The sequence below is a fragment of the Streptomyces prunicolor genome (assembly GCF_045162825.1).
Taxonomy (GTDB): domain Bacteria; phylum Actinomycetota; class Actinomycetes; order Streptomycetales; family Streptomycetaceae; genus Streptomyces; species Streptomyces prunicolor.
The window spans coordinates 6015575-6042569 of sequence record NZ_CP108676.1; the positions used below are offsets into that span (position 1 = coordinate 6015575).

The following is a 26995-nucleotide window of genomic DNA, read 5'->3' on the forward strand; positions in this document are numbered from 1 at the left end:
ACCCGACCTCGGGACTCAGCAATCCCGGGGAGATGCAGGCACGTCCCCACGCCGCCCGGCACGCATTCTCGCCGCACCGGTCGAAGGCCCTGGTAGCTCCGGCTACGAGGCCTCCCACCGGGACACCGAGAGCACGTACCGAACGACGCGGAAGCGCACCTGCTCCTCCCCGGAGCCGCTTGCCCCGGGGGAGGCCCCAGCGTCGACCGGAGAGAAGAGCGAAGTTGTCCCCGACCAGCGAGACCGCACACGGCGGCCGCCGACTCGTCATCGTCGAGTCCCCTGCCAAGGCGAAGACGATCAAGGGCTACCTCGGCCCCGGATATGTCGTCGAGGCGAGCGTCGGGCACATCCGCGACCTTCCCAACGGCGCCGCGGAGGTGCCCGAGAAGTACACCGGCGAGGTCCGTCGCCTCGGTGTGGACGTCGACCACGACTTCGCGCCGATCTATGTGGTCAACGCCGATAAGCGGGCCCAGGTCAAGAAGCTCAAGGACCTGCTCAAGGACTCCGACGAACTCTTCCTCGCCACCGATGAGGACCGCGAGGGCGAGGCCATCGCGTGGCACCTCCTTGAGGTCCTGAAGCCCAAGGTCCCGGTCAAGCGCATGGTGTTCCACGAGATCACCAAGGACGCGATCCGCGCGGCCGTCGCCAACCCGCGCGACCTCAACCAGCCCCTGGTCGACGCCCAGGAGACCCGCCGTATCCTCGACCGCCTCTACGGCTACGAGGTCTCGCCGGTCCTGTGGAAGAAGGTCATGCCGCGCCTGTCGGCCGGCCGTGTCCAGTCCGTCGCCACCCGGCTCGTCGTCGAGCGGGAGCGCGAGCGCATCGCGTTCCGTTCCGCCGAGTACTGGGACCTGACCGGCACCTTCGGCACCGGCCGGGCGGGCGACGCGAGCGACCCGTCGACCCTCGTCGCACGCCTCCAGGCCGTCGACGGCAAGCGCGTCGCCCAGGGCCGCGACTTCGACTCCCTGGGCCAGATCAAGGGCGCAAACACCCTCCACCTCGACGAGGCCAACGCCCGCGCGCTGGCCGCCGCCCTGGAGGACACTCGGTTCGCCGTCCGGTCCGTCGAGTCGAAGCCGTATCGACGTTCGCCGTACGCCCCGTTCCGTACGACGACGCTCCAGCAGGAGGCCAGCCGCAAGCTCGGCTTCGGCGCCAAGGCCACCATGCAGGTCGCGCAGAAGCTGTACGAGAACGGCTACATCACCTACATGCGTACGGACTCCACGACCCTGAGCGAGACGGCGATCACCGCCGCCCGCGCCCAGGTGACGCAGCTGTACGGCGCCGACTACCTGCCGGCCCAGCCGCGCGTGTACGCCGGGAAGGTCAAGAACGCCCAGGAGGCGCACGAGGCGATCCGCCCGTCGGGTGATCGTTTCCGCACGCCCGCCGAAACCGGCCTGACCGGCGACCAGTTCAGGCTCTACGAGCTCATCTGGAAGCGGACCGTCGCCTCCCAGATGAAGGACGCGGTCGGCAACTCCGTCACCGTGAAGATCGCGGGCACCTCGTCCGACGGCCGGGACGTCGAGTTCAGCGCGTCCGGCAAGACGATCACCTTCCACGGGTTTTTGAAAGCCTACGTAGAGGGCGCCGACGACCCGAACGCCGAGCTGGACGACCGTGAGCGCCGGCTGCCGCAGGTCGCCGAGGGCGACGCGCTCAGCGCCGAGGAGATCACGGTCGACGGGCACGCCACCAAGCCCCCGGCCCGCTACACCGAGGCCAGCCTCGTCAAGGAGCTCGAAGAGCGCGAGATCGGCCGCCCGTCGACGTACGCGTCGATCATCGGCACGATCCTCGACCGCGGCTACGTCTTCAAGAAGGGCACGGCCCTGGTGCCGTCCTTCTTGTCCTTCGCCGTGGTCAACCTCCTGGAGAAGCACTTCGGGCGGCTCGTCGACTACAGCTTCACCGCCAAGATGGAGGACGACCTCGACCGCATCGCCAGCGGCGAGGCACAGGCCGTGCCGTGGCTGCGGCGCTTCTACTTCGGCGAGGGCGAGGCGACCGGCGCCGCCGAGGCAGGCAACGGCGACGGCGACCACCTGGGCGGCCTCAAGGAACTCGTCACCGACCTGGGCGCGATCGACGCCCGCGAGGTGTCGTCCTTCCCGGTCGGCAACGACATCATGCTGCGCGTCGGCCGCTACGGCCCCTACGTGGAGCGCGGCGAGAAGGACTCCGAGAACCACCAGCGCGCCGATGTGCAGGAGGACCTGGCCCCCGACGAGCTGACGGTCGAGCTCGCGGAGGAACTGCTCGCCAAGCCGAGCGGTGACTTCGAGCTGGGCGCCGACCCCGAGTCGGGCCACCAGATCATCGCCCGCGACGGCCGCTACGGCCCGTACGTCACCGAGGTGCTCCCCGAGGGCACCCCGAAGACCGGCAAGAACGCCGTCAAGCCGCGTACGGCCTCGCTGTTCAAGTCGATGACCCTCGACACGGTGACGCTCGCCGACGCCCTCAAGCTGATGTCGCTGCCGCGCGTCGTCGGCAAGGACGCCGAGGGCGTGGAGATCACCGCGCAGAACGGGCGCTACGGGCCGTACCTGAAGAAGGGCACGGACTCCCGTTCGCTGACGGCCGAGGACCAGCTCTTCACGATCACCCTCGAAGAGGCGCTGGAGATCTACTCCCAGCCCAAGCAGCGCGGCCGGGCCGCCGCCAAGCCGCCGCTGAAGGAACTGGGCACCGACCCGGTCAGCGAGAAGCCCGTCGTCGTCAAGGACGGCCGCTTCGGCCCGTACGTCACCGACGGCGAGACCAACGCGACCCTGCGCTCCGGCGACAGCGTCGAGGAGATCACCCCGGAGCGCGGCTACGAGCTGCTCGCCGAGAAGCGGGCCAAGTCGCCTGCCAAGAAGACGGCGAAGAAGGCCCCGGCGAAGAAGACGGCGGCCAAGAAGGCGCCCGCCAAGAAGACGACGACGGCGAAGAAGACCCTGGCGAAGAAGACGACGACGGCCGCCAAGAAGACGACCACCGCCGCCAAGACCGCGACGGCCAAGAAGACGGCCACCTCCAAGGTGACGTCCGAGGACTGACCCGCACGCTTCCTGCACCGCAGGGTCGCGAAACGAACGCCCCGGCATCACTTTGGTGTCGGGGCGTGCGCAGGTCCGGGCGGGCGCGGCTTGTTGTCGGTGGCTGCCGATAGGCTGAAAGCATGACGCCAGCCGAGCAGCCAACGGCCCACCAGCCGGCCCCCGACGACGCCCTTGTCGCGGACTCCCGCGAGCGTGCCGTCCGCGCCCTGCTGCGCCAACCGCAGCTCAAGCGACTGTGGAGCGCACAGCTCGTGACGGGTGTCGGTGACACCCTCGCCCTGCTGGTCCTGGTCGTGCTCGCCTTCCAGGCGGCGATCTTCCAGGGCTCGTTCGGTGGTGGTTATCGGGGCGTGGCGTTCGCGGTGGCGACCGTCTTCGGGGCGCGCATCCTGGCGACGCTGCTCTTCGGGGCGGTGCTGCTCGGCCCGCTCACTTCGCTCACCTCCCAGGACGGGCCGCTCGACCGGCGCTGGACCATGGTCGGCGCGGACGGTCTGCGGGCCGCGCTGCTGATCGTCGCCCCGCTGTGGATCGACTGGACTCCGGACAACGCACTGGCCGTGCTCCTGGTGACCGCCTTCGTCACCGGAGTCGCCGAGCGCTTCTGGACGGTGTGCCGCGAGAGCGCCGGGCCCGCCCTGCTGCCGGCCCCGCCGCTGGAGGGCGCCACGGTCCGGCCGCTGCCCGACCACATGGACGCCCTGCGCCGGCTGTCGCTGCGCACGAGCTTCGTGGCGATCCCCCTCGCCGCCGCGACTCTCGTCGTAGCGGCCCTGCTCAACAACCTGCTGGGCACGGGCGTCGCCTGGTTCGACCAGCACCAGGCCGCGCTCGGTTCGTACGTCGCCGCCGGGCTGTTCGCCGCGTCGCTCTCGGTGCTGACCGCCCTGGAACTGCCCGGAATCCGCACCCCGCGCGCGCGGTCGCCGCTCGAAGGGCTGCGCCGTCCCAGGACGGGCACCGGCGTCGACAAGGGCCGTACGGGGGCGATCGCGCTGCTCGTGGTCGCCTGTGCGGCCGTCGCCGCGGCGATCTCCGCCGCCGTCGCCGTGTCCGTGCTTCAGGCCGAGGATCTGCACGGCGGCCCGGTGACCTTCGGACTGCTGGTCCTCGGGCTGACCGGCGGGGTCGTGGTCGGCATCCGTACGGCCCCCGCCCTGCTGCCGACGCTGTCCCGGCGCCGCCTGCTGACCCTCGCCATCGCCTTCACCGGCATCGCGCTGCTCGCCGCGGGCCTGGTCCCGGACGTCACCACCGTGCTGCTGATCGTCGCGCTGGCCGGTATCGGCGCGGGCGTGGCCGCCAACACCGGGCACACCCTGCTCGACCAGGAGGCCGAGGACTACCGGCGCCCCCGCACGACCGAGCACCTGCACGCGGTCGTCCGGGTCGCGGTGGCGCTCGGCGCGCTGATCGCCCCTCTGGTGGCGGCGCTGATCGGCCCGCACCGCCTGGAGAACGGCAAGTTCGTGTTCGCGCACGGCGGTGCCGCGTTCACCCTGATGCTGGTCGGCGCACTGTTGTTGCCGGTCGCCGCGCTGGTCCTGGCCAAGGTCGACGACCGCGCGGGAGTGCCGCTGCGGCATGATCTGCGGGACGCGCTGCTCGGCGGCGACGACCCCGACACGGTGCCCGCGAACACCGGCTTCTTCATCGCCCTGGAGGGCGGCGACGGCGCCGGGAAGTCCACCCAGGCCGAGGCCCTCGCCGAGTGGATAAGGGGCAAGGGACACGAGGTCGTGCTCACCCGCGAGCCCGGCGCGACCCCGGTCGGCAAGCGGCTGCGGTCGATCCTGCTCGACGTGTCGTCGGCGGGACTGTCCCACCGCGCGGAGGCGCTGCTCTACGCCGCCGACCGCGCGGAGCACGTCGACACCGTCGTACGGCCCGCCCTGGAGCGCGGCGCGGTCGTCGTGTCCGACCGCTACATCGACTCGTCCGTCGCCTACCAGGGCGCGGGCCGTGACCTGTCCCCGACGGAGATCGCCCGCATCAACCGCTGGGCGACCGACGGACTCGTCCCGCACATGACCGTCCTGCTGGACGTGGACCCGGAGACCGCCCGCGAGCGGTTCACCGAGGCGCCGGACCGACTGGAGTCGGAGCCCGCCGAGTTCCACGCGCGCGTACGGTCCGGTTTCCTCACGCTGGCCGCCGCCGACCCGAGCCGCTACCTGGTGGTCGACGCGGGCCAGGAGCCGGAGGCCGTCACCACGGTGATCAGGCACCGCCTCGACACCGTCCTGCCGCTCTCCGAGGCCGAGATCAAGGCCCAGGAGGAAGCACGCAAGGCCGCCGAGGAGGAGGCCCGCCGCAAGGCCGAGGAAGAGGCCGCCCGCAAGGCCGAGGAGGAGCGCCTGGAGCGCGAGCGCCAGGAGCAGCTCGCCCAGCTGCGCGCCGAGGAGGAGGAGCGCAAGCGGCGCGAGCTGGAGGAGGCCCAGCGCCGCGAGGCCGAGCGCCAGGCCGAAGAGGCCCGGCAGCGCGCCGAGGACGCACGCAGGCGTGCCGAGGAGGAGAAGGCCCGCCTCCTCGCCGAGGAAGAGGCCCGCGCCGCCGAGGAGGCCCGCCGCAGGGCCGAGGCCGACCGGCTCCGCAAGCAGGCCGAGGATGAGGCCCGGCTGCGCGCCGAGGCGGAGGCACGGCGGCTGGAGAAGCAGCGCAAGGCGGAGGCGGCCCTGCTCGCGGCCGAGGAGGCTCGCCGATTGGCGGCGGAGGCTGCGGCCGCGGCGGAGTTGGCGGCTCGCCAGCCGACGGCTCCGGTGATTCCGGCCGCCCCGGAGGGCAGGCCCGAGGCGTCGACCGTGCCTACGCCGGTGGTCAAGCCGTCGGGTGCGGGCGCGGGTACTGGCACGGGCGCGCGTGGGCGGTCGGCGGAGGATACGGCTGTGCTGCGGCCGGTGAGCTCCGGTTCCGATTCTGGTTCCGGTTCCGGGGACGAGACGGCTGTGCTGCGGTCGGTGTCCGGGGATTCCGGGGCACCCGATTCCGAGGTGCGCGACTCCCACGTACGGGACTCCGAGAGGACGGCCGAGCTGCCGCAACCGCCCGCTCCTGCGGGGGCCGCGGACGAGACCGCCGTACTGCCGCCGGTGTCGGCTGCGGAGGAGACGGCCGTACTGCCGCCCGTGCGGTCCGATGCCGCCGATGAGACGGCTGTGCTGCCGCCGGTGCGTGGGCAGGGGCCTTCGGACCGGGCGCCCGCGGGATTCTTCCGGGACGAGCGTCCGGCCGGCCGGACCGAAGGCGGCGAGGACCGCACACGCGAGCTGCCCCAGGTCGACGAGCAGGGCGCACCCCGGCGCCGGCCGCGCCCCGACTGGGCCGAGGAGACTCCCCTGGACGACCTGCCCTCGCTGGCCGACGAACTGCTCGGTCCGCGCGAGGACGGCGACTTCGACCGGGACGACGACGGCACCGGGCGCGGCGGACGTGGGCGTGGACGTGGTCGGGGGCGCAGGGGCTGACGGCGGCGGGGGTGCTGACCCGCGCTCCGCACCTCCGGACCCGCGTTCCGCACCTCCGGACCCGCGTTCCGCACCTCCGGACCCGCGTTCCGCACCTCCGGACCCGCGTTCCGCACCTCCGGACCCGCGTTCCGCACCTCCGGACCCGCGTTCCGCACCTCCGGACCCGCGTTCCGCACCTCCGGACCCGCGTTCCGCACCTCCGGACCCGCGTTCCGCACCTCCGGACCCGCGTTCCGCACCTCCGGACCCGCGTTCCGCACCTCCGGACCCGCGCTCCGCACCTCCGGACCCGCGCTCCGCACCTCCGGACCCGCGCTCCGCACCCTGATCCAGCGCGCTGGAGCCGCTCCCGACCCCCGTTGTCAGTGGTGGCCCGCACAATGGATCGCGTAACTCGAAACGTGACGAAAGGGCCGGTGACCCATGACCGTGTGGGATGACCTGGTGGGCCAGGAGAAGGTGAGCGAGCAGCTCGATGCCGCTGCTCGGGACGCCGACGCCTTCGTCACCGCGGCGACCACCGGTACGGCCCCGCCGGAGGCGTCGAAGATGACGCACGCCTGGCTGTTCACGGGGCCGCCCGGCGCGGGACGCAACCAGGCGGCGCGGGCCTTCGCCGCCGCACTCCAGTGCGTGAGCCCCGACCGCGCGCTCGGCGGCACCCCAGGCTGCGGCTTCTGCGACGGCTGTCATACGGCCCTGATCGGCACCCACGCCGACGTCACCACCGTCGCCGCGGTGGGCACGCAGATCCTCGCCGACGACATGCGGGACACGGTCCGCAAGTCGTTCACGTCACCGGCGACCGGCCGCTGGCAGATCATCCTCGTCGAGGACGCCGAGCGGCTGAACGAGAAGTCGGCCAACGCCGTCCTGAAGGCCGTAGAAGAACCCGCCCCCCGCACGGTCTGGCTCCTCTGTGCCCCCTCGATCGAGGACGTCCTGCCCACGATCCGCTCCCGCTGCCGGCACCTGAACCTGAGCACACCCTCGGTCGAGGCCATCGCCGACCTGCTCGTCCGGCGGGAGGGCGTCGAGCCGGCCGTGGCCGCGGCCGCCGCGCGCGCCACGCAGGGCCATGTCGACCGGGCCCGTCGGCTGGCCACGGACCCGGCAGCGCGTGAGCGCCGGGCGACCGTACTGAAGCTGCCGTTGCGTGTCGAGGACGTCGGCGGTTGCCTCAAGGCGGCCCAGGAGTTGGTGGACGCCGCTTCCGAGGACGCGAAGCAGTTGGCCGAGGAGATGGACGACAAGGAGACCGAGGAGATGAAGGCCGCGATGGGCGGCGGCCAGGGCAGCCGGATGCCGCGGGGCACGGCCGGGGTGATGAAGGACCTGGAGGACAAGCAGAAGCGCCGGAGAACGCGTACGCAGCGCGACAGTCTCGACCTCGCGCTGACCGACCTCACCGCGTTCTACCGGGATGTCCTCGCCCTCCAGTTCGGTTCCCGGGTGGCGATCGCCAACGCGGACGCCGAGGACGCGCTGGAGCGGCTCGCGCGCGCCGGTTCCCCGGAGTCCACGCTGCGTCGTATCGAGGCGATCGGCGCGTGCAGAGTGGCGCTCGACCGGAATGTGGCGCCGTTGCTCGCGGTGGAGGCCATGACGTTGGCGCTCAGAGCGGGTTGAAGCGGCTGCGCGGGCCGAGTGGGGGCTGATCTTTCGGGCGTGGGATTGACGGCGTAACTCGTCCGGGGTGGATCGCGCACGCAGGGCATTCAAGTGATCGCTCAGCGTTACGCTCATGCGATGCAGATCAGGCGCCCCCATCGCCGGCCCAGCCGGAGCAGCCAGCGGAGTCGGCCCAGCGAGGTCGAGGTCAGTCGAGGTCGCCGGAGCCGAGGCGGTCGTCGGACCGGCGGCACGCTGCTCGCCGTAGCCGCGCTGCTCGTGTCCGCGTGTTCCTCGGGGAGTTCGACGACGGCGACGAGTCCGGCCGCCGACGTGGCACTGGCCCCGCTGCCGCAGTCGACGCCGTCCACCTTGACGTCGTACTACGGGCAGAAGCTCGGTTGGCACACCTGCGGTGTCCCCGGATTCGAGTGCGCCACGATGAAGGCGCCGCTGGACTACGCCAAGCCCGCCGCGGGGGACGTCCGGCTCGCGGTCGCCCGCAAGAAGGCCACTGGTAAGGGCAAGCCGCTCGGTTCGCTGATGGTGAACCCGGGCGGGCCGGGCGGTTCGGCGGTCGGCTATCTCCAGCAGTACGCCGGGATCGGCTACCCGGCGGAGGTCCGCGCCCGCTACGACATGGTCGCGATGGACCCCCGCGGCGTCGCCCGCAGCGAGCCCGTCGAGTGTCTCGGCGGGCGGGCCATGGACACGTTCACGCAGACCGACACGACCCCCGACGACCAGCGCGAGACCACTCGACTCGTGGGCGAGTACAAGAAGTTCGCGGAGGGCTGCGGTGCGCACTCGCCCGATGTCCTGCGCCATGTCTCGACCATCGAGGCGGCGCGGGACATGGACATGCTGCGGGCGGTGCTGGGGGACAAGAAGCTGACGTACGTCGGGGCGTCGTACGGGACGTTCCTCGGGGCGACGTACGCGGGGCTGTTCCCGGACCGGGTCGGCCGGGTCGTCCTGGACGGCGCGATGGACCCGTCGCTGCCCGCGCGCCGTATGAACCTCGACCAGACGGCGGGCTTCGAGACGGCGTTCCAGTCCTTCGCGAAGGACTGCGTACGGCAGACCGACTGCCCGCTCGGCGGCAAGGGCACGACGCCCGCGAAGGTCGGGACGAACCTGAAGGCATTCTTCCGCAAGCTCGACGCGCACCCGATCCCCACCGGCGACGCGGACGGCCGCAAGCTCGGCGAGGCGCTCGCCACCACCGGCGTGATCGCGGCGATGTACGACGAGGCGGCCTGGCCGCAGTTGCGCGAGGCGCTCACCTCGGCGATGAAGGAGAAGGACGGCGCGGGGCTCCTCGTCCTCTCCGACAGCTACTACGAGCGTGACGCCGACGGCCGCTACTCGAACCTGATGTTCGCCAACGCCGCCGTGAACTGCCTCGATCTGCCGGCCGCGTTCTCGACCCCCGACCAGGTCGAGAAAGCCCTCCCCGCCTTCGAGAAGGCGTCCCCGGTCTTCGGCGAGGGCCTCGCCTGGGCCTCCCTGAACTGCGCGTACTGGCCGGTCAAGGCGACGGGCGAACCTCACCGCATCGAGGCGAAGGGCGCCGCCCCGATCGTGGTCGTCGGCACCACCCGCGACCCGGCGACCCCGTACCGCTGGGCCCAGTCCCTGGCCCACCAGCTCTCCTCGGCCCGTCTGCTGACGTATGTGGGGGACGGCCACACCGCGTACGGGCGCGGTAGTGCGTGCATCGACTCCGCGATCGACCGGTATCTGCTCCGGGGGACCCCGCCCGGGGAGGGGAAGCGCTGCTCGTAGCCTCGGCGCGGCTGTGTTCGGGGGTGCCTCCGGGGGGTGTACGGAGCACCCCCGGAAACTGTGTAGACTTTCCGACGTTGCTGATCGCACCATGGTGTGGACAGCGCGCCGCCTTAGCTCAGATGGCCAGAGCAACGCACTCGTAATGCGTAGGTCTCGGGTTCGAATCCCGAAGGCGGCTCTGTAGAAGCCTCAGGACTCACTCGCCGTGACCTGGGGCTTTTGCTTTTGTGTGGCCTTGCTTCTGGGGCGTGTGTCAGCTGGGAAGCCCGGCTGTGTGGCTTCCGGTGGCCAAACGTGCAAAGGGCGTGCGGCGGCGGTGGCCGAGGGCGCTGTTGGTGCGGGGTGACCCCCGCTGTGTTGTTGTCGCCTCCCTACAGTCGTTGCTGGGGCTTCGTCTTCGCGTTTGGCCGTGTGGGTGCTGGCTGACCTTCGATCTCTGGGTGTGCTCGGAGCGCGAGGCGGTGCCGGCCCTCGGGGGGCATCCGAACGGGAACGCAACTGGCCCTGACCGTTTTCGGCTGTACGGGCCGGCTGATACTCGCCTCCCTGCTCCAGCTCCCCGAGGTCGAGATCCTGCTCGTAGAAGGCGCGGGCCCGGTGTCGTACGATGCAGAGGACTACCGGGTACCCGGTACCTCACTCCGAGGCGGAGCGGTCCCGGACACCGCGAAAGGGCCTGACACCGGTGGCCTCCGGCATCAGACCCTCGCGGGTATAGCAGTCACCGAGCCCGGCCGCCCATCAATCGGCCGGGCTCACTGCTGAGCACGGACCTTACGGCGGGGCTTTCCGGCTCTGTGGTCACGACCAGAGCGACCGCAGTACATCGACGGCCGCGACGATTACCGGCGCCCAGTCGACAAGGGCCTGACGCCAGGTCAGGGCCCGCTCGCGCTCCTGCTGACGCCTGGCCAACGCCACGACAGCATCTGCGCGCGTCCCCTCCTGGAACGGATCCGGGTTCCGCGGACCGGACGTGGACGTCCCCGCTCCACACCCGACCAGGTCATCGCCGACAGGGCCTACAGCTCCCGAGGATTCCGCGCCTACCTGCGCAAACGCGGTATCGCCTGCACCATCCCGGAGAAAGCCGACCAGCAGCGACACCGGCACAACCGCGGCCGTCGCGGCGGTCGGCCACCGGCATTCGACCGTCACATCTATGGCCGCCGCAACGTAGTTGAGCGCTGCTTCAACCGCCTCAAGGGCTTCCGCGGCATCGCCACCAGATACGACAAGACCGCCACCTCCTACGAGGTAGCGGTCAGTCTCGCGTCATTCCTGCTCTGGGCAAGATCAGTTTGAAGACGGACCCTAGTGGTCCCCGCCGACGCGGGGGTGAACCGTCGAGGGCGCGATCCGGCAGGCCTGTCGGCGGTGGAACGTTCGCGAGATCGTGTGAGACCCGGCCCGATGGGCGCGCACCTACCAGATCCTCGAAGAAGAGGGCCTGCCCGTCGTCGAGTTCCTCCCCAGTCCCCGGCCCGCATGGTGCCGGCGACCCAGCGGTTCTTCGAGGGCGTTATGAACCGCAGCTTCACTCACTCCGGCGACCCGCGCCTGGCCTGTCACGTGTCCAACGCCGTCGTACGCAACACATTGCGCGGTCTGATGATCTTCAAGGAGGCCAAGGGTAGACCCCGGAAGATCGCCCTCGCGGTCGCTTCGATCATCGTCCTGGATCGCGCCTGCACCGCCCCGGAACCCGGACCCGAACCGCAGTTCTTCAACTGGGCAGACCTGTGAATCACCCGAGTTGTCAGTACCCGCGGTCCCCTCGACCGTCTCCCGGGTACCTGGTTTGGGCCTTCATACGGGCGAGCTCGTCGGTGGTTCGCCACGTTGAACCGTCATGCCGGGTGGGGTCGTACGGAGTGTGCTTGCCGTTTGTCGCCGACTTGATGAACCCGATGATCGCAAGGGCGATCAGGCCCATGATCAGGATCGGCACGAAGAAAATGATCAAGCTGGCCATGGCGGCCTCCCCCGGTTTGCCTTCAATTCAGGCTATTCGATCGCTTACCGAATGTTCATGGCGATACCTAGATGTACGACGTTGAGGGGAGGAATGAGTGCGGCATCTGCCTGAGCGCATCCCCCGCATCGTGACCGATCTCGTTGACCTGGCTGGTCTCGGCTGTCTGGTGGGCGCCTCCTGGTGGTGGGAGCCCATCATCGGTCTGGTAGCTCTCGGCCTGGTGCTTCTGCTCGTTGGATGGGCGGTGGATCGATGAGTCTGCTCCGTCGCGCGGCCGAGCGTCGCACGGTCACCCAGTTCGGCGACTCCAGCATCCCCACCAACGGCTCGCTCATGACACCAACAACCTCCGGCGTACCGGTCAACGAGCAGGCCGCTATGAAGCTGATCGCCGCGCACGCCAGCGTCCGGATCATCTCCAGCGCGCTCGCCGGACGCCCGCTGTGCTCCGTGCAGTCCCGCGACGGCGTCCTCGTCCCCGTCAAGCCAGCGCCGCCCATCGTGACCGACCCGTTCGATGGGGGCGCTCCACACGTTCCCGTCCCGCCTGCCTCAAGCAGATGGCCGTCAGTGTCTTGCTGCGCGGTAAGTGGACCTCGCCGACGCGGGGGTGAACCGAACTACGGGGCCTGGGAGAAGGCGATCACCGAGTGGTCCCCGCCGTCGCAGGGGCGAACCGGCATCCCACGGGCGCGCGGCCTGGGTGCCGTGGTGGGCCTGCCGACGCGGGGGTGAATCGCGGTCGCACGTGGCAGTGGTCCCCGCCGACGCGGGGGGCTCATGCGAATATTGATCAACCGGTTCAAGAGACAGATGGCCGCTGGCATCGCCGAGTCCGTAGAAACGCTGAAGGGTGACCGGGCCGCTGCCAGTGAAATGGCGCCCGAGACCGGCGCTTGTCCGCCCCAGGAATCCCACCAGAGGGCGACGTGAAGGGATGGGAGCTGACCCAGGCTACGGGCCCCTGAGTTGCTGAGGCTGCCGGGAGCCTGAAGAACGGCCCCTGTCGCTCCGCTCACCAGAAGCCGAGGCCCGGCCACAGCGCGGGGCTTCGTCGTGTCCCAACTAGCCCCTCTCTAGATCTATTTGACCCCCTGTGGGGTCAGTGGGACCATCCCGCCCAGCAGTAACACACCTGGGGGAATCAGATGAGACGCGCCATCAGTCTGTCCGTCGCCGTGACCATCGCGGCCGCAGTGTCCACCGGGTGCAGCGGCGACGGCAAGCCGTCGGCTGCCGGCAGTCAGCTCGACAAGCCGGGCAAGGCCGCCGACGCGGCGACCACCGTGCGGCTGGCCTGGAATCACACAGGTACGTTCTTCGACGAGCCGCAGGTCTGGTATGTCGCCCGGGTGAAGAACCCCGGGCGCAGCAACGCCTCTGTCGCTCTGGACGCTCGCGTCCTCGACAAGACCGGCACGATCGTGGGCTCCGACCAGACCGTCCTCCCGAACATCCCGGCCGGTGCCTCCTTCGACTACTTCGGCTACCTCGGCGGCGGGGGCGCCCTCGACACTAAGCTCACGGGAACCCCGAACAAGGTGCAGGTCACCGAGGCCAAGAACGCCTTCGGGCAGGCCGGCGCTGTCGACGAGCCGATGCTCAGAACCGAAGAGCTGACCTTGAAACAGGGTCACGGCGACACCAACACGAACGCCCCCTACTCGTACGACCTCACCGTGAAGGTCACCAACAGCACCCACGACGCCGTCGCCGGCGGTGTCACCCAGCAGGTCGTCCTGTACGACGCGAAGGGGGGCGTGGTGGGCGGCGACACCGGTTCCTCAGACAACGTCCCCGACAACCTGCCAACAGGCATGAGCTACCGCGAGGAGTGGACCGGCATTCCCGCCATGGCCAAGGCCGTTCGAGCCGTCTACACCGTCTGGCCGGGATGACCCGTCCCGCACCGACGCTCAACACTCCACAGGGTGAGGCGGCGGATGGATGTCCCGGAAAGGCGGCGGAGCGTCGTCGTACGGTGTATGCGCCCGGCGAAACAGAACCGCAAAGTGACGCCGTCGCCTCTACAACTGGTCGCTGGTGCCGCAGGGCTTTCGCTTCGCCGAATAGGCGACATCCTCAGCCCTTCGACTGCTTCATGCGCTGCTGCCTTCGAGCCTTCCACCAGGATGGCCGGTACACCTGCCACCGCTGAGGCAGGTACCAGAGATCGTCGCGGCAAACGTCCGTGAACTCGCGCTGCGCTTCGACCACGCATTCTAGGGCCTTGCTCAACACGGCGTCCGTCGCGCTCAAGTTCATGTCCAGAACCATCGTCAGACGGTCGAGGACCGTGTTCGCAGCGTCCAGCGGCGCCGGATTCGCTACCAGCCGCAGATCCATGTACGCCTTGAACATCTCGGCGTTCGCCTGGGTGAGCTGAGGCAAGCCATCTCGCGCGGCCTGCTCGGCTGCGTGTGGCCGCCACGTGAAGCCACGCCGTGTCTTTCCGACCCGGAGCGTGAAGAGGCGCTGTTCCAGGACGATCCACATCAACAGGGTGTAGACGTCGGTCACCCCGTCCTGGAACCGCTTATACACCTGACGGCGCTCGTCCCTGCTCCCCAGCCGCACACCGGACTTGGACTGGAGTTGCTTCGTGACAACGGACGTGACGCCCTTGGCCAAAGAGGATCCGGCCACACTCATCGGTTCTACCACCACGCCAGTGTGTGTCCTCAACAGCCCACAATGATGGTGTAGTTGAGCGTGTCGCAACGAACTACCGGTGTGGGACGAAGCAGTAGGTCCAGTAGTAGTCGGAGTGCGCCCCGCCGACGCGGGGTGAACCGGACCAGGATGCCGGGAAGCGGTGCGGCAGGGCATGGTCCCCGCCAACGTGGGGGTGAACCAGTGTCGGCGCTGTCGCCGTGCCAGTCGGGGGAGCGGTCCCCGCCGACGCGGGAGTGAACCGTGACAGCGAGGGCCGACCCCTTGTTCCAAGCTGTGGTTCCCGCCGATGCATGGGTCAGGCTGCGAATGCCCGTCGGATCAGGGGACCCGCCTTCTCCAAGTCGGCAGCCGAGGAGATGCGCACCTCCACGTCGCCCGTCCCGTGGTGCCTGATGCCACGCATGTCGCGCGAGAAGCCCTCCTCCAGCGAGATCGTGTCCGGGGCGATCCGGAGATAGACCAAGATCAGCTCGCGCTTCGGACGGAAGACCACTGAGGCGAGATTCACCATCCGCCGATAGGCGATGTAGTGCCTGAGCGCAGCCACCTCGACCTCACCCCAAGCCGTCAGCACCTCGTCCAACTCGATGTACAGGTCTTGCAGGCAAGCAGGGGGCGCCCTCGGGTTCGCCTGGACCGACGGCTTCCCGCAGACCTCGCCGCTACCGGCTGCCTCCATTTGCTCCCGACACTGCCGTTGGGCCGGAGCGGGTCGGGGAAAACCGGGCACGGACTCGATCAACAACAGGCTCAGCAGCCCGCCGTCGAAGGCGCGGTACCGCACCAGGTCGATCCGCTCGTGCAGACGGTGCACCGCGACCCGGTCGTGGTGCGAGAAGCCGGCCGCGATGCAGACCATCCGCGGGTTCCGCCAGTCGATCGCCTCGGCCGCCTCGGCGCCCAGCTTCTCCTTGACCAGCGCCTCGAACTCATGACGTGCCGAGTCCAGCCACGACAGGTAGGAGACGGCCTGCGACACGACGCCGCTGTCGGAGCCCTTCTTGTACTCGACCACCACAGGGGCGTTGTTCTCGTCGAGCCCGAGCGTGTCGATCCGACCTCGATGCCACGGTCCCGTCGGGTACTCCGAAGCCAGGAAGCGGATGCCGAGCATCGACTCCATCCCCGCCTCGACCCGACGCTGCAACTCCACCTCCAGCGCCACCGTCGAGCCCCGAAGCTCGACATCCCGACCATCGGCGTCCTGCCGGAACAGCATCAGGTCGGCCATCAGCGTCCCCCTCCCGCGATCGATACATAGGGGAGCAATCGAAACGGCCACAGGGGTATTCCGGATGGAGAGTGTTCCCCCTCAGACTGTCCACTCGTAGCGGGGCCGGACGTGCAGGCAGTTCTGTGGGAGCCCGACAACCTGGTAACCACTGCTGCCTGCTGCCCGCGACATCCCTCCGGTGGCCGCCCGGTGGCCGGACGCCTTTGGACGGTGCAACACGAGGTAGCACGCCTCAACCTGCTGTACGTGCTCTGATCAGGCAGAGCGTAGCTGGAGGTACACAAGGGAACGACTGTGGTGGTACCTCGACAATCGCGCGTTCAACTCGCTTCTCGTTTGGACGGTTCACCGGTAGGCAGTCCGAGCCGGCTGCCGTCGTCCGTCGAGGCCGCGATCTGCGAACTGGGCGGCAGCACCTCGTTGGGGCGCCCGCCGTATCCGCCACGAGCTCGCTCAACGCACGGACAACGGCAAGCAGTTCACTGGGCCGCACAGCAAATCCGGAACCGGTACCGCCGACGGGCGCATTCCCGCGCCCGCATTGCCGACCGGAACTGTACGGGTGCAGCGACGCGTGAGCGACCAGCGGCCGGATCATGGTCACCAGCCAGCGCCTCAAGGTCGGCAAGAAGAACGTCGGCAAGCTGGTCACGGTCATCATCGAAGACAGCCACTTCCGCATCCTCCACGAAGACGAAGAGATCGCTGTCGAGGAGCGGAGGAATTCCGGCCCCATCGGCAGAATCCGAGTCGTATCCCAACGCGAGGACAGCCAGAAGGCGTAAAGCACCCTGAGACGCACACCAGTACGTCAAGCATCTACTGATGACAAACCGTCAAACATGTCCCGAGACCTCACACAACCACCCCGGTGAACAGCCGCTGTGCCGAGGGCGTACGTCGGGGCGAGTATGCCGCAGATAGTGGCTTTCGCCCCGACGCAGCGCTGGCCGGAGCCGTTCAGCTCCGTGCCTGCTCTGTTTCCTCGGCCAGGGTTCCCAGGGTGTCTCCCCGCTTCGGGGATGTATGCCCGAAGGCGAGGCGGGACAGCGACAACCCGAGCACCTTCCTCGTTCTCCCCTCCGGTTCCCGCCTCATCGCCGCCGTCGTCCCCTCAGCCACACGATGGCCGAGGCGATCAGCAGGAACACCGCCATGAAGGCGAGGTGCTGGCCGACATCTGACCAGCTGTAGCCGGTGAACGTCGCGTCGAGGACGTACAGCAGGGCAAACACCCCGAAGAGGGACGCCAGGACGAGGACCCATCGCCAGCCGGAGTTCTCCTTCTTGGCCGTCATCTGGTCAGCCCCCCGAGTTTCTCCGAGATGTAATGCATGAGCTCTTCCATCTTGAAGGAGTGGCCGGTCAACCTTTGGAGTTTGCCGGCCAGACGTTCTCCGAGTGAGGTGAGTCTCCCCTGGAGCCGGTGCACCAGGGCTGTGCCGCGTGTCCCCCGCATCAATTTCCTGCCGGCCGCGCCCATCAGCCCTCCGACGACGAGTCCGGCGACGAATTTCTGCAGCGCCATGCCCCAGCTGAAGTTGTGGTCGAAGAGTGCTTCCACGGACCAACTCGCCGCGTAGGCGATGCCAGTGACGATGCCGCTGCAGAGCCACAGGAGCACGGAGCTGTAGACGGCACACAACGTCTCACCGACGCCCTCGATGATGACGCCCACTGCCAGCGTCGCCGTCTCGCACAGGGCTGCCATGCCTGGGTGCTTCCAGAACGAGGGGCACTGGCCGTTGAGGTCGGTGCAGTTGACCGGATCGCCGTCGCAGTAGTCGTAGGCCGTGGCGCCGGCACCGGGGACCGGGTCGGTCTGGAGGAAACGGCCGGTGGCGGGGCTGTAGAGGCGCTGGCCCATCAGGGTCAGTCCGGTCGGGGTGTCACTGGCCCGCTGGGAGCCGCCGAGCCAGCCGTAGCGTGAGGTGTTGGTGGTGTTGCCGTACTCGTCGTAGTTGTACGCGGTGGCGGTGGTCGAGCTGACGCTCAGGGTGACGCCGATGTCACCGTGCAAGTCGGCCAGTTGGAGTGTCACGCCGCCACTTGCCGAGGTCGTGGCGCCGAGGCCGGCGCCGACGTCGAGGACGGAGCGGGTGACGCTGCCGGAGGAGTCGGCGGTCCAGGTCGGGCTGTCGGAGTCGTCGCCGTAGTGGTTGGTCGCCGTGCTGCCGTCGGTCCAGGTGGTTCCGCCGTCGGTGCTGGTGGCGTTGGCGGTCACGGCCTGGCGGTGGGCGGCGTCCAGGGTCCAGGTCTGCTTGGTGGTGCTGGTGGCCTCGCTGCGGGCGAGGTCGTTCGTGTAGTAGGTGAGGGTGGCGTCGGGGGTGGTCAGGGTGCGGCCGAACGCGTCGTAGGTGTAGCCGGTGTCGGTGATGCGGTCGGCGCTGTCGTAGGTGTGGTTCGTGCTCGTGGTCGTGGTGGTCGTGGTGTCGGCGCAGTCCGTCGCGCTGGTGTCCGTCGTGAGCTTGGTGCGGTCCCAACTCGTACTGGACGCGAAGGTGTAGGCGCGTGTGGTGCAGGTGTGGCCGGTGTCGTCCTGGGCCTGGGTCAGACGGCCGGCCGCGTCGTAGGTGTAGCCGGTGCCGGTGGTGGCGCCGTTGTTCTCGGTGTGGCCGGACTCGGTGCCCGTGATCGTGTAGTCGGCCTGGTCGTCGAGGACCGTGGTCTTGGTGGAGTCGGCGTAGGTGCGGCCGGTGGCGGCGCCTGTGGTGTCGTAGGTCTCGCTGAGGGTGTAGCCGCCGGGCAGGGTCTCGCCGGTGAGGTTGCCGTCGGCGTCGTAGCCGGTGGCGGTGAAGGTGCCCGCGACGGAGTCGGTGACCTTGGTCGGGTAACCGGTGGTGTCGTCGTAGGTGTACGTGGTGGTGGACGGCACCGAGTCGGTGGCCGAGACCTGGCGGTTGCGGCTGTCGTAGGTCGTGGTGGTCGTGTTGCCCGCGCCGTCGTTGTAGGCGATCTGGCGGCCGAGGCTGTCGTAGGTGTGCGTGATGGTCTGTGAGTTGCTGCTTACGGTGGCTGTCAGACCAGTGCTTGAGTCGTAGGTGTAGGTCGTATCAGGGGTGTCGGTGCCCTTGCCGCCGCTGATCGCCGATTTGGTGACCCGGCCGGCCGAGTCGCGGGTGAACGCGGTGGTGCGGGTGGTGCTGTTCGCGGTCTCCGTGAGCGTGTCGACCTGGCCGTAACGGTCGTAGGTGTATGCCTTGGTGACCAGTTCCGACGGGTTGGAGCCGCCTCCGGTGATGGTGGCGCCCGGTGCGATGCGGCAGGTGAGGCCGGCCCATTCGGGGCGGCCCTGGCAGGTGCCGGAGCCGGTCGCGGACCAGTAGGTCGTCACGGTCTGGGTGGTGGAGTTCTTGTCCGGGCCGGTGGTGGACAGCAGGTTGCCGCCGCTGTCGTAGGTGTAGGTGGTGGTCAGCGCGAGTCCGGACGGGTCGGTGACGGCGGTCAGTTGAAGGCCGGTGGTCCAGTCGTAGGTGTAGGTGGACTTCGCGGTGTCGCCGTCGGACGGGTAGTCGACGACGGACGCGCCCGTGGTGACCGAGGTCAGCAGATCGGAAACCCCGGCATCACTCGGGCGGCCCTCGTCGTAGGCGTACGCGGTGTGTGCGCGGGCCAGGACTTCAGCGCCGGCGGCCAGGTCGGCGTCACTCGTACCACCGGACAGGGCGTGCTGGAGCGTCACGGTGTGCAACGGCCCGTACTCGTCGGACAGGAGCGAGGCCCCGTCCGTGCCGGTGGTGTACACCGACAGGGTGGACAGCAGGTCGGCCGCGTCGGCGGTGCTGCTCGTGCCCGCGACCGCTCCGGCGAGCACAGGGTCGGGACTGGTTGTCGTCGCCAACGCCAACTCGCGGTTCGCTGCCGCCAATTCACGGGTGACGTCGCCGTCGGCGTCGTATTCCGTGGTCGCGATACGGCCGCCGGGCGCGGCGGTGTTGACCTCGCGGCCGTTGGCGTCGAGGTAGGTGATCGTCGCCGTGGTGTAGTCGCTGGAGGTGAGGGTGGATCCGTCGTGTGAGGACAGGACAGGGCCGGCCGGGAAGACAGCGGCGGCGTAGACCGGGTTGTCGTGCTGGGCCCAGGTCGAGGTGGTGGCGGAGTCCAGCTGGTTCGGTGCTGTGGTGCCGGAGACCGGGACGTCGTAGACGACGCTGGTGGTCGCCGTGCCGTCGGTGGTCGACGTTGTGCCGGCCTTCAGGGTGGGGCGGGAGGCGGTCAGCAGCATGCCCTCGCCGGTGTCGCCGTTGGTGCCGACCTTGTCGTAGGTGAAGGTCCAGGGCAGTTCGCCAGGATCGGTCTCGGTGGCCACGCGGCCCGCGCTGTCGTATGTGTACGCCGTTTTCAGCGGGGTGCTCAGGCGCGGGTCCCAGGCCTCACGGAGGTGGCCCGAGGGGTCGTACGCGTACTGGGCGATCGCGGTCGCGGTGGCGGCCGAGCCGCTGGGTGCGGTGGCCCACAGTTTGATCTGCTTGACCTGGCCCGCGTAGTCGCCGAGCGCGGAGGAGGTCGCGGTGGTGGCGGAGGCGTAGACGAACTCCAGGACCCGGCAGTCCGCCGTGGACGGATCGGAGGCGCAGGTTGTGGCGGACACCGCGCTGGTCGGTGCGATGACGTACTGCGGTTCGGCGAGGACCTCGCCGTCGGAGAGCGTGACCGCGCGGGAGACCACGGTGGTGGTGTTCGCGGAGGAGCCGGTCACCGCGTAGGAGGTGGCCGCCTGCCAGGTCGGTGCGGTACTCGACACCTTGGTGAAGGTGGTGACACCGCCGTCGGAGTCTTTCAGCGTGTACGTGTTGTTGGCGAGATTCAGGGTGAGATTCTCCGAGCCCGGCTCGGGGGTCCAGCCACCGGAGGCGTTGAGAGTGAAGCCAGTCTGGCCTCCGGTGGCGTCCATGACGGCGACCGAGGTGGTCGACGTCTGCTTCACATAGGTCCAGTCGGATGCCGAAGCCGTGATGCCGGACGCCCAGTTGGGGCCGAAGATCGCGACCTGGCCGCTCTGGCCCGAACCCGACAGCGGGTCACGGGAGGAGAAGGAACGGGTCACCGCGGTGCCGAATGCGCTCGCGTCGGTGGCATCCAGGCCGAAATCACCGGTGAGCAGGTTGACGGAGCCCGGACCGACGGCGCTGATGGTGGCGTTGTCGGCCTTGCGGTCGATGGTGACGGTGGCCGTGTCAGTGCCGTAGGTGTTGGTGCCGTCCGTGAACAGGGCCCGCACCTGGACGGGGCCGTCGTCGGTGAGCTGGCTGGTCGCCGCCCAGGTGAGGTCGGCGGGGTTGGCGGAGGAGGAGAAGGACAGCGGCCAGGAGGAGATGGCCGAGCCGTCCTTGGTCACGTAGGTGACGGGGATCGGCTGCCAGTCGACGCTGTCGCCGATCCGGTACTGGTAGGTCACTCCGGTGAACGCGCCGGACTGGGTGGCCGACAAGGTCACGTCGTCGTCCGTGGTGTCGCCGGTGACCGGGGACGCGAGGCCGGCTTTGCCCACGCCGAAGGCGTAGGACGTGGTGGCGGTGGAGATGTTGCCGCCGGAGTCGATGGTCCGCGCGTACAGGGTGTGCCAGCCGTTACCCGGCTTGATGGTGACCGTCTGCGACTCGCCGCCGTTGCCGTCGGTCGTGTCGAGTGCCTTGTTGGGGACGGTCTTGTCGTCCAGGCCCCACTGGTAGCCCGCGCCGTCACTGGAAGTGGTGGACAGGGTGCAGGTCGCGCCGCTGCTCGACTTGTCCGTCCAACTCCCCGACGTATAAGGGGAGCAGGAGATCGTGGGCGCGGCGGGCTTGGCGACGTTCGGCACGAAGTAGACGTACGACGACCAGGCGCCGTAGTCCGTCCCGTCGTAGCCGCGCACCCGCAGCCGCAGATGCGCGCCGGCCAGCTGGCTCGCGCTCGGCACGGCCAGTGTGGCCGTCCCGCCGGAGGACACCGACGACGAGGTGGCGGTGTAGGAGTACGACGTCTCGCCCGAGTAGGCCGGGTCGTTGGTGATCTCGAACTGGGCCTTGACGGTGGAGCCGTCCGGGTCGGAAACCTTCGCGGACAGGGTCGGCGTGTAGGTCGTCACGTACCGCTTGCCGCTGTAGGCGTTGACAGCGGACGGCGATACGGCCGCTGAAGTCGGCTTCGAGGGATAGGAGTTGTAGGTGACGACCAGCATCGGCGCGTACCCGGAGGTGGTGTAGTTCGCCGACCGGAAGCGCCGCCAGGTCGTCGAGTCGCTCTCGTCCGCGCTGCGCAGTTGAAGGCCGTAGTTGGTGGAGCCGTCCGCCCATGCCTGCACGATGCTCTGCAGGTTCCAGTTCGACCAGGCAGCCGGGCAGGAGGAGGAGTAGCCCCAGTGGCCGGTGTTGGTTGCCACCCCGGTCGTGGTAGTCGAGGGCTGGGTGCTCCAGGTGACCGAGGACGAGGACCACGACGAGGTGATTCGCCGGGCCTGGGTGGCCGCTCCGGACGTCGAGCAGGTCGACGAGTAGTAGTTGTACAGCTTCATCGTCGCCGAGGTGATGTCCGTGCCCGCGAACTTCGACACGTCGAACTTCAGGTAGGCGCGGGCGATGTCGCTGCCGCTGTCGTACGTACCGGACTTCAACTCCTGCGAGGAGACCTGCGAGTCGGTGTAGTCCGGCGTCTGCACCCAGGTGTCTGTGGTCACCGCGAGGGTGGAGGTGGGGTCGACGGTGACCGGGTAGGTGGCCGTGTCGAGGAAGGTGGCGTCCGGGGTGAGGACGAGGGTCTGCGTGCCGTCGTCGGCCGTCTCGACCTTGGTGGTGACCTGCTCCTGGTGCGCGGACTCGCCGGAGGCGGTGTCCTTGCTCGCGTCCCACATCATCGGGGCCGGTGCCTCGGCCACCAGCTTGCCGGAGGTGTCCTTCAGCAGCAGGTGCCCGGAGTCGGCCTGAGACAGGGTCAGACCCTTGAGGTGCAGGGGGATGCGGTAGCTGACGGCGGAGTCGGCCGGCTGGCTGTCCAGCGTGATGTTCTCCGAGAAGCCCTGCGCCAGCGCGGTCGCCGACAGGCTCTGGCCGTCGCCCAGGTCGTAGGAGGCGGTCGCGTCCTTCACGGTCGGCGTCGGGAGCTTGTCCTCCCATCCAAGGCCGAAGGACTTGCCGCCCTTGGCGACCGAGGCGAGGTCGGTGTCACCGCCGTCCGACACCGCGATGTCGGCGGCGGCCACCTGGGGCTCCAGATCGGCGCCGACATCGGACAGATCGGTGTCGATGTCCTTCCAGTCCCCGTCGTCCTCCTTGACCCGGACCGGGCCCGCGTACGCCTCGGTCTGCATGCTGCCGTCGGCCAGCGCATAGGTCGTCGAGTCCGTGGTTCGCTCCGACAGGACCTCGATCTTCCGGTTCTGCAACCGGGCCATCAGGAGGGCGGAGGTGGCGTCCTTCGCCTCGGCGGCGCCGTACTGTTCCGCCGACGCGGAGGCCGCGGTGGTGGCGTCCGTGGCGCTGCTGCCCGAAAGGGCGACCGCCGCGCCGGTGTCGGAGAGAGTCAGCGCCGACTCTGCGAGCAGAGCGGCGGCGGCCAGCATGCCGATCGCCCGTATACGGGACCGGCGAGACCGCCTCGATCTGCTGGTTCTGCCGGATCTTGATCTGCTGTGCACGGACAACCCCCCGTGATCTTTCCGCTGGTGAAGCTATGAGCAGCAGATCTTTACATCACCCTTACGTACGCTTGTGTGGTTACTGTGCGTATAGCAAAGCGGAGGCAAGTCTTCCCTAAAGGGGGTCTCCGGCGAGATCTCGCTGACCGAGCCCGATGATCGTCACAAAGAGGGGCATACTTCACGAGTGTGCGATCGCTGACAGGCGCCACTTTCGGTCTCTGCGGGCATGCCTTTTTGGCCAACGCTTGACGGAAAATCGCCCCAAGTCGCAGGAAATGGACAGGGGTTTGGTGCGGACTCGGCCTGGCGTCAGGTCGGCTCGCGAGCGGTCCTGCGCTGGACGGACCGAGCAACTCGGCGTCGGCGACGGGCACTTGAGCGATTACTGCGCGGCGCCCGAGGCCCGGCGAACAGCCTTGTGCGCCCAGGTCGGCCGCGGTCACTGGCCCGGGCCATTGGCGTCAGTGCCCTGTCCGTCAGCCCTGGCACCCCGATACGCCGTACGGCCTGATGGCGCTGACTCCGCACGGATTGGACGGATCGGCCGGAGAAGTACCGCCAGGGTCTATGGCAGCTGAGTACCTGCGACGCGCCCGGAGACGTGCCGCCTTTCCTGTGGGGGAGCGCGTCGCAGGCCGGATGAGTCCGGTCAGGCGCTCTCTTCCGGGCCTCCTGGTTCGGGCCATGGGAAGCCGAGTGCCTCGGCGTGCGAGCGGCTGCCTCCCCTGACCTGTGCGTAGGCCTTCGGGTCCCGCTCGGCCAGTTGCCGCAGTGCCGTAGAGGCCTGCTTCTCGGGGGGCGTGCCGTCGTCGGGGAGACTCCAGATGAACTGCAACCAGGGGCCGTCCTCGTCCTGCTGCCCGGAGGCAAGGCCCGGCCAGTACGTGAAGGAGACCATGGCCGAGTCCTGGTCGTGGAAGTCGGTGCCGATCCAGCCGACTTGGCCGTCCCATCGGATGAGGAGATCGGGTTGTTCGCGTAGCCCCGCGGCTATCAGGCGGGCGGTGTTTCGAGCCGGCCAGGACCAGGACCGGTCGTTCTCCGCGCGCTTGATCTCGGCGTCGTAGTCGCCCGCGTCGAAGCGGTACTCGGGGAGTTCCGCGCGGGGGTGCCGCGCCGGCGGGCGACGCCAGTCACGCCACACCACCTGGTCGTCTTCCCTGCGGATGGTCACATAGAGCGCGCCGCAGCAGCCCTCGGTGCAGTACGCCTCGGCGAGCTGCACCTCTCGGGGCTCGGTTGCGGCCCGCAGGCGGCCGCTGTCGAGAAGGTACTCGGGGGAGTTGGCCGGCCCCTTGCCGAATGCTTCGGGTACCAGGGGTCGGCCGTCGATCAACAGCCGTGCCTCGACCGTGTCCGGGTCTGCCGGGTCCCGCACGGTGGCCTCCACCCGGAACCGGGAGACGGTCGCGCGGTGGAAAGGCTGCCGTGCCGCGCGCCGTATCCAATGGACCCGGCGGCGTTCGGTGGGTTCCTCGGGCTCGCTCTCCGCGACGGCTGTCCAGGACGGGTTGCTCAGGATGGCTTCGAGGGCGCGTAGGTGGGCTTCCCGCTGTCCCGGCTGCCAGTCGAGGAGCACGCTGGGGCCACTGTGCAGGTCCAGGGCGACGGACAGCAGGATGGCGTAGTGGTCCAGCGTCGGGGGCAGTTGGGAGGCACGTGCGACGAACGCGTTGTAAGCCGTGGTGGCCTGTGGGTAGTTGAGGATCTCGGGCTGGTAGTCGCGCAGTCCCGTCATTCGGGAGAGGAGACGTCCGGCCTGGGCCACGACCTGGGTGTCGGTCTGCTCCTCGCCGAGAACGTCGGCGAGTTGGACGGCCCTGGCAATCCTGCGGGCGGTGGAAGGTCCGACAGCACCTGAGTCGAGAGGGGCGTTGAGCAGCCAGGTGCGGGCCTCGTGGTCATCGCGTGCGGCGATCGCGTCGATCAGGTGGCGCAGCGCGCGGCTCTCGGCGTGGTCGGCCAGCCATACCAGGGCTGGTGTCGGGCAGTCGAGAGCGGTGAGCGCGCCGACCACGGGACGGGCGAGAACCCTCAGCAGGCCGAGAACCTTGAGGTAGGGCACGTCCTCCGGCCCACCGAGGCGACCCAGGAGCGCGATGCCGACGTTCACCGTCAGTGTGCTGGTGCCGGTGCGTGTCAGATGGCGGCCGAGCGCACGGGCTGCCGCTGTGTCTTCCAGGGGCAGCTCGGCCATCGCAGCCTGGACATGAGGATCCCGAATGCCCAACGTGTGCAGCCTGCGGTGGATCTCTTCGGCGGCGCGGACCGTGTCCGGATCGGACAGCAGGGGAGCGATGGTCTCCCGCACACCTGCTTCGGCCTCGCGCCAACCCAGCGCTGCGCGCCTCTGCGGCGAGTCAGGCAAGGGGTGGCCACCGTGAGGCAGTCGACCGTCGGGCTTCGACTGGTACAGGCGCAGCGCGTATGCGTACAGGGAGGGCCGAGGGGCGGGGACTCCACCGCCTGCCTGGGCGCTCATCGGGTGGGGTAGGACTCGATTCCATAGGTCATGCTGCGGATCCTGTCACCACTGGTTGGTCGATGGCCAGGGGGTTTAGACCGTGTCCTATGTGGTGAGGCGGACGAACTGTTTGTAGCAGCAGAGGGCGGCGGCGAGACCGAGGAAGGCCAGGTAGTTGCGGGGATGGCGGTCGTAACGGGGACTGAGTCTGCGGTAGCCGGACAGCCACGACATGGTGCGCTCGATCACCCATCTGCGGCGCCCCAACCGTTCGCTGGACTCGATGCCTTTGCGCGCGATCCGGACTCCGATGCGCTTGCCGCGCAGCCATTTCCGCAGGCTGGCGTGGTCGTAGGCTTTGTCTGCGTGGAGGCGTTGGGGCTTGAAGTACCGGCCGCGGTGGGGGTCGTGTCTCGTTTGGTGACCCTCGATCATGGGCTTCAGCCCTTCGCTGTCGTGGGTGTTGCCGGCTGAGACGCCGACAAGGAGGGGCAGTCCGTTCGCGTCCGACAGGACGTGCATCTTGGAGCCCGGCTTGCCCCGGTCCACGGGGCTCGGGCCTGTGTATTCGCCCCTTTTTTAGCCCTGACGTGGGCGGTGTCGAGGACGACGCGGGTGACGTCGATGAGCCCGGCGTCGTCGAGGCGGTGCAGCACGGCTTCGTGCAGGCGGCCCCAGACGCCGGCTCTCGACCAGATCAGGAACCGGCGGTGGGCGGTCGACTTCGATATCCCGAAGCACGGCGGAAGAGCGCGCCAGGCGCAGCCGCTGACCAGGACGTAGATGATGGCCGCGAACAGCGTCTCATCAGGCGTGTCCTGCGTTCCGCCGCCCTGCGGCCGCACTCTCGACGGCGGGATCAGCGGCTTCGCGATCTCCCACAGACCATCCGGAACAATCCAACTCCACGTACCCCGCCCCATGACCAGTCCAACGAATGATCACCACATAGGACACGGTCTTAGCCGGTCAGGAACGGACCTGAAGGACGGTCTCGGGAACAGTCAACCGGCCGCGCTGGAAGGGGCCTTCTCTGGAGCGACCCGCGGGATACCCAGCGCACGGACGAAGAGTCTGTGGGAGACCTGCAA

16 protein-coding genes and 1 tRNA gene are annotated in these 26995 nt (G+C 69.0%); 10 read left to right on the forward strand and 7 right to left on the reverse strand.

The features are described 5' to 3' along the window. Positions 1-224 precede the first annotated feature (224 nt). The 7 genes from topA (at position 225) to OG588_RS27805 (ending at position 11683) form a co-directional block, all read left to right on the forward strand. Positions 225-3065, forward strand: coding sequence for a type I DNA topoisomerase (topA, locus tag OG588_RS27775; protein WP_405949668.1), 2841 nt, complete (start codon positions 225-227; stop codon positions 3063-3065). A gap of 122 nt (positions 3066-3187) precedes the next feature. After that, positions 3188-6532: a dTMP kinase gene (gene tmk, locus OG588_RS27780; protein WP_405949669.1), complete on the forward strand. Its 3345-nt coding sequence runs from the start codon at positions 3188-3190 to the stop codon at positions 6530-6532. Between the two features lie 426 nt (positions 6533-6958). Then, the gene (locus OG588_RS27785) at positions 6959-8164 is read left to right on the forward strand and encodes a DNA polymerase III subunit delta' (protein WP_366098802.1); all 1206 of its coding nucleotides are present in this window, start codon (positions 6959-6961) and stop codon (positions 8162-8164) included. 120 nt (positions 8165-8284) lie between these two features. Further along, positions 8285-9934, forward strand: a complete 1650-nt coding sequence (locus OG588_RS27790) for an alpha/beta hydrolase (RefSeq protein WP_405949670.1) — start codon at positions 8285-8287, stop codon at positions 9932-9934. Positions 9935-10041: 107 nt separating this feature from the next. Continuing rightward, positions 10042-10115 (forward strand) — tRNA-Thr (locus OG588_RS27795). Between the two features lie 767 nt (positions 10116-10882). After that, positions 10883-11242: a transposase gene (locus tag OG588_RS27800; RefSeq protein WP_405953230.1), complete on the forward strand. Its 360-nt coding sequence runs from the start codon at positions 10883-10885 to the stop codon at positions 11240-11242. A 183-nt stretch (positions 11243-11425) separates the two neighbouring features. Beyond that, the gene (locus OG588_RS27805; protein WP_405949671.1) at positions 11426-11683 is read left to right on the forward strand and encodes a hypothetical protein; all 258 of its coding nucleotides are present in this window, start codon (positions 11426-11428) and stop codon (positions 11681-11683) included. 13 nt (positions 11684-11696) lie between these two features. On the opposite strand, the gene OG588_RS27810 is transcribed toward OG588_RS27805, so the two are convergent. Next, on the reverse strand, positions 11697-11912 hold the full coding sequence (locus OG588_RS27810) for a hypothetical protein (RefSeq protein WP_405949672.1): 216 nt from the start codon (positions 11910-11912) through the stop codon (positions 11697-11699). A gap of 255 nt (positions 11913-12167) precedes the next feature. Here OG588_RS27810 and OG588_RS27815 point away from each other — a divergent pair, with 255 nt between their 5' ends. Together OG588_RS27815 and OG588_RS27820 are read left to right on the forward strand one after the other, a co-directional pair. Then, complete coding sequence (locus OG588_RS27815; protein ID WP_405949673.1) at positions 12168-12650, forward strand: hypothetical protein; 483 nt, start codon at positions 12168-12170, stop codon at positions 12648-12650. Positions 12651-13063: 413 nt separating this feature from the next. Further along, positions 13064-13813 (forward strand): hypothetical protein, encoded by a 750-nt coding sequence (locus OG588_RS27820; protein ID WP_405949674.1) that lies wholly within the window; start codon positions 13064-13066, stop codon positions 13811-13813. A 184-nt stretch (positions 13814-13997) separates the two neighbouring features. Here OG588_RS27820 and OG588_RS27825 read toward each other — a convergent pair whose 3' ends face one another. After that, a complete protein-coding gene (locus OG588_RS27825) occupies positions 13998-14582 on the reverse strand; it encodes a hypothetical protein (RefSeq protein WP_405949675.1) in 585 nt (194 codons plus the stop codon). Positions 14583-14886: 304 nt separating this feature from the next. Continuing rightward, complete coding sequence (locus tag OG588_RS27830; RefSeq protein ID WP_405949676.1) at positions 14887-15822, reverse strand: DUF5655 domain-containing protein; 936 nt, start codon at positions 15820-15822, stop codon at positions 14887-14889. 599 nt (positions 15823-16421) lie between these two features. Between OG588_RS27830 and OG588_RS27835 the strand changes: the two genes are divergently transcribed. Then, positions 16422-16610 carry a hypothetical protein gene (locus OG588_RS27835; RefSeq protein WP_405949677.1) on the forward strand — a complete coding sequence of 63 codons (189 nt, stop codon included), beginning with the start codon at positions 16422-16424 and terminating at the stop codon, positions 16608-16610. A 309-nt stretch (positions 16611-16919) separates the two neighbouring features. Here the strand turns inward: OG588_RS27835 and OG588_RS27840 are convergent, their stop codons facing one another. The 4 genes from OG588_RS27840 to OG588_RS27855 all read right to left on the reverse strand — a co-directional run bounded on the left by OG588_RS27840 (position 16920) and on the right by OG588_RS27855 (position 26827). Further along, on the reverse strand, positions 16920-17123 hold the full coding sequence (locus OG588_RS27840; protein WP_393032263.1) for a hypothetical protein: 204 nt from the start codon (positions 17121-17123) through the stop codon (positions 16920-16922). Next, on the reverse strand, positions 17120-23362 hold the full coding sequence (locus tag OG588_RS27845) for a DNRLRE domain-containing protein (protein WP_405949678.1): 6243 nt from the start codon (positions 23360-23362) through the stop codon (positions 17120-17122). Before OG588_RS27845 ends, OG588_RS27840 begins: the two co-directional genes overlap by 4 nt. 727 nt (positions 23363-24089) lie before the next feature. Next, the gene (locus OG588_RS27850) at positions 24090-25808 is read right to left on the reverse strand and encodes a hypothetical protein (protein ID WP_405949679.1); all 1719 of its coding nucleotides are present in this window, start codon (positions 25806-25808) and stop codon (positions 24090-24092) included. Between the two features lie 201 nt (positions 25809-26009). Further along, positions 26010-26827, reverse strand: a protein-coding gene (locus OG588_RS27855; protein ID WP_405949680.1) for an IS5 family transposase whose coding sequence is annotated in 2 segments (ribosomal slippage) — positions 26010-26479 and positions 26479-26827 — 819 coding nt in all. Because the reading frame shifts where the segments join, the coding sequence is not laid out codon by codon here. Positions 26828-26995 lie beyond the last annotated feature (168 nt).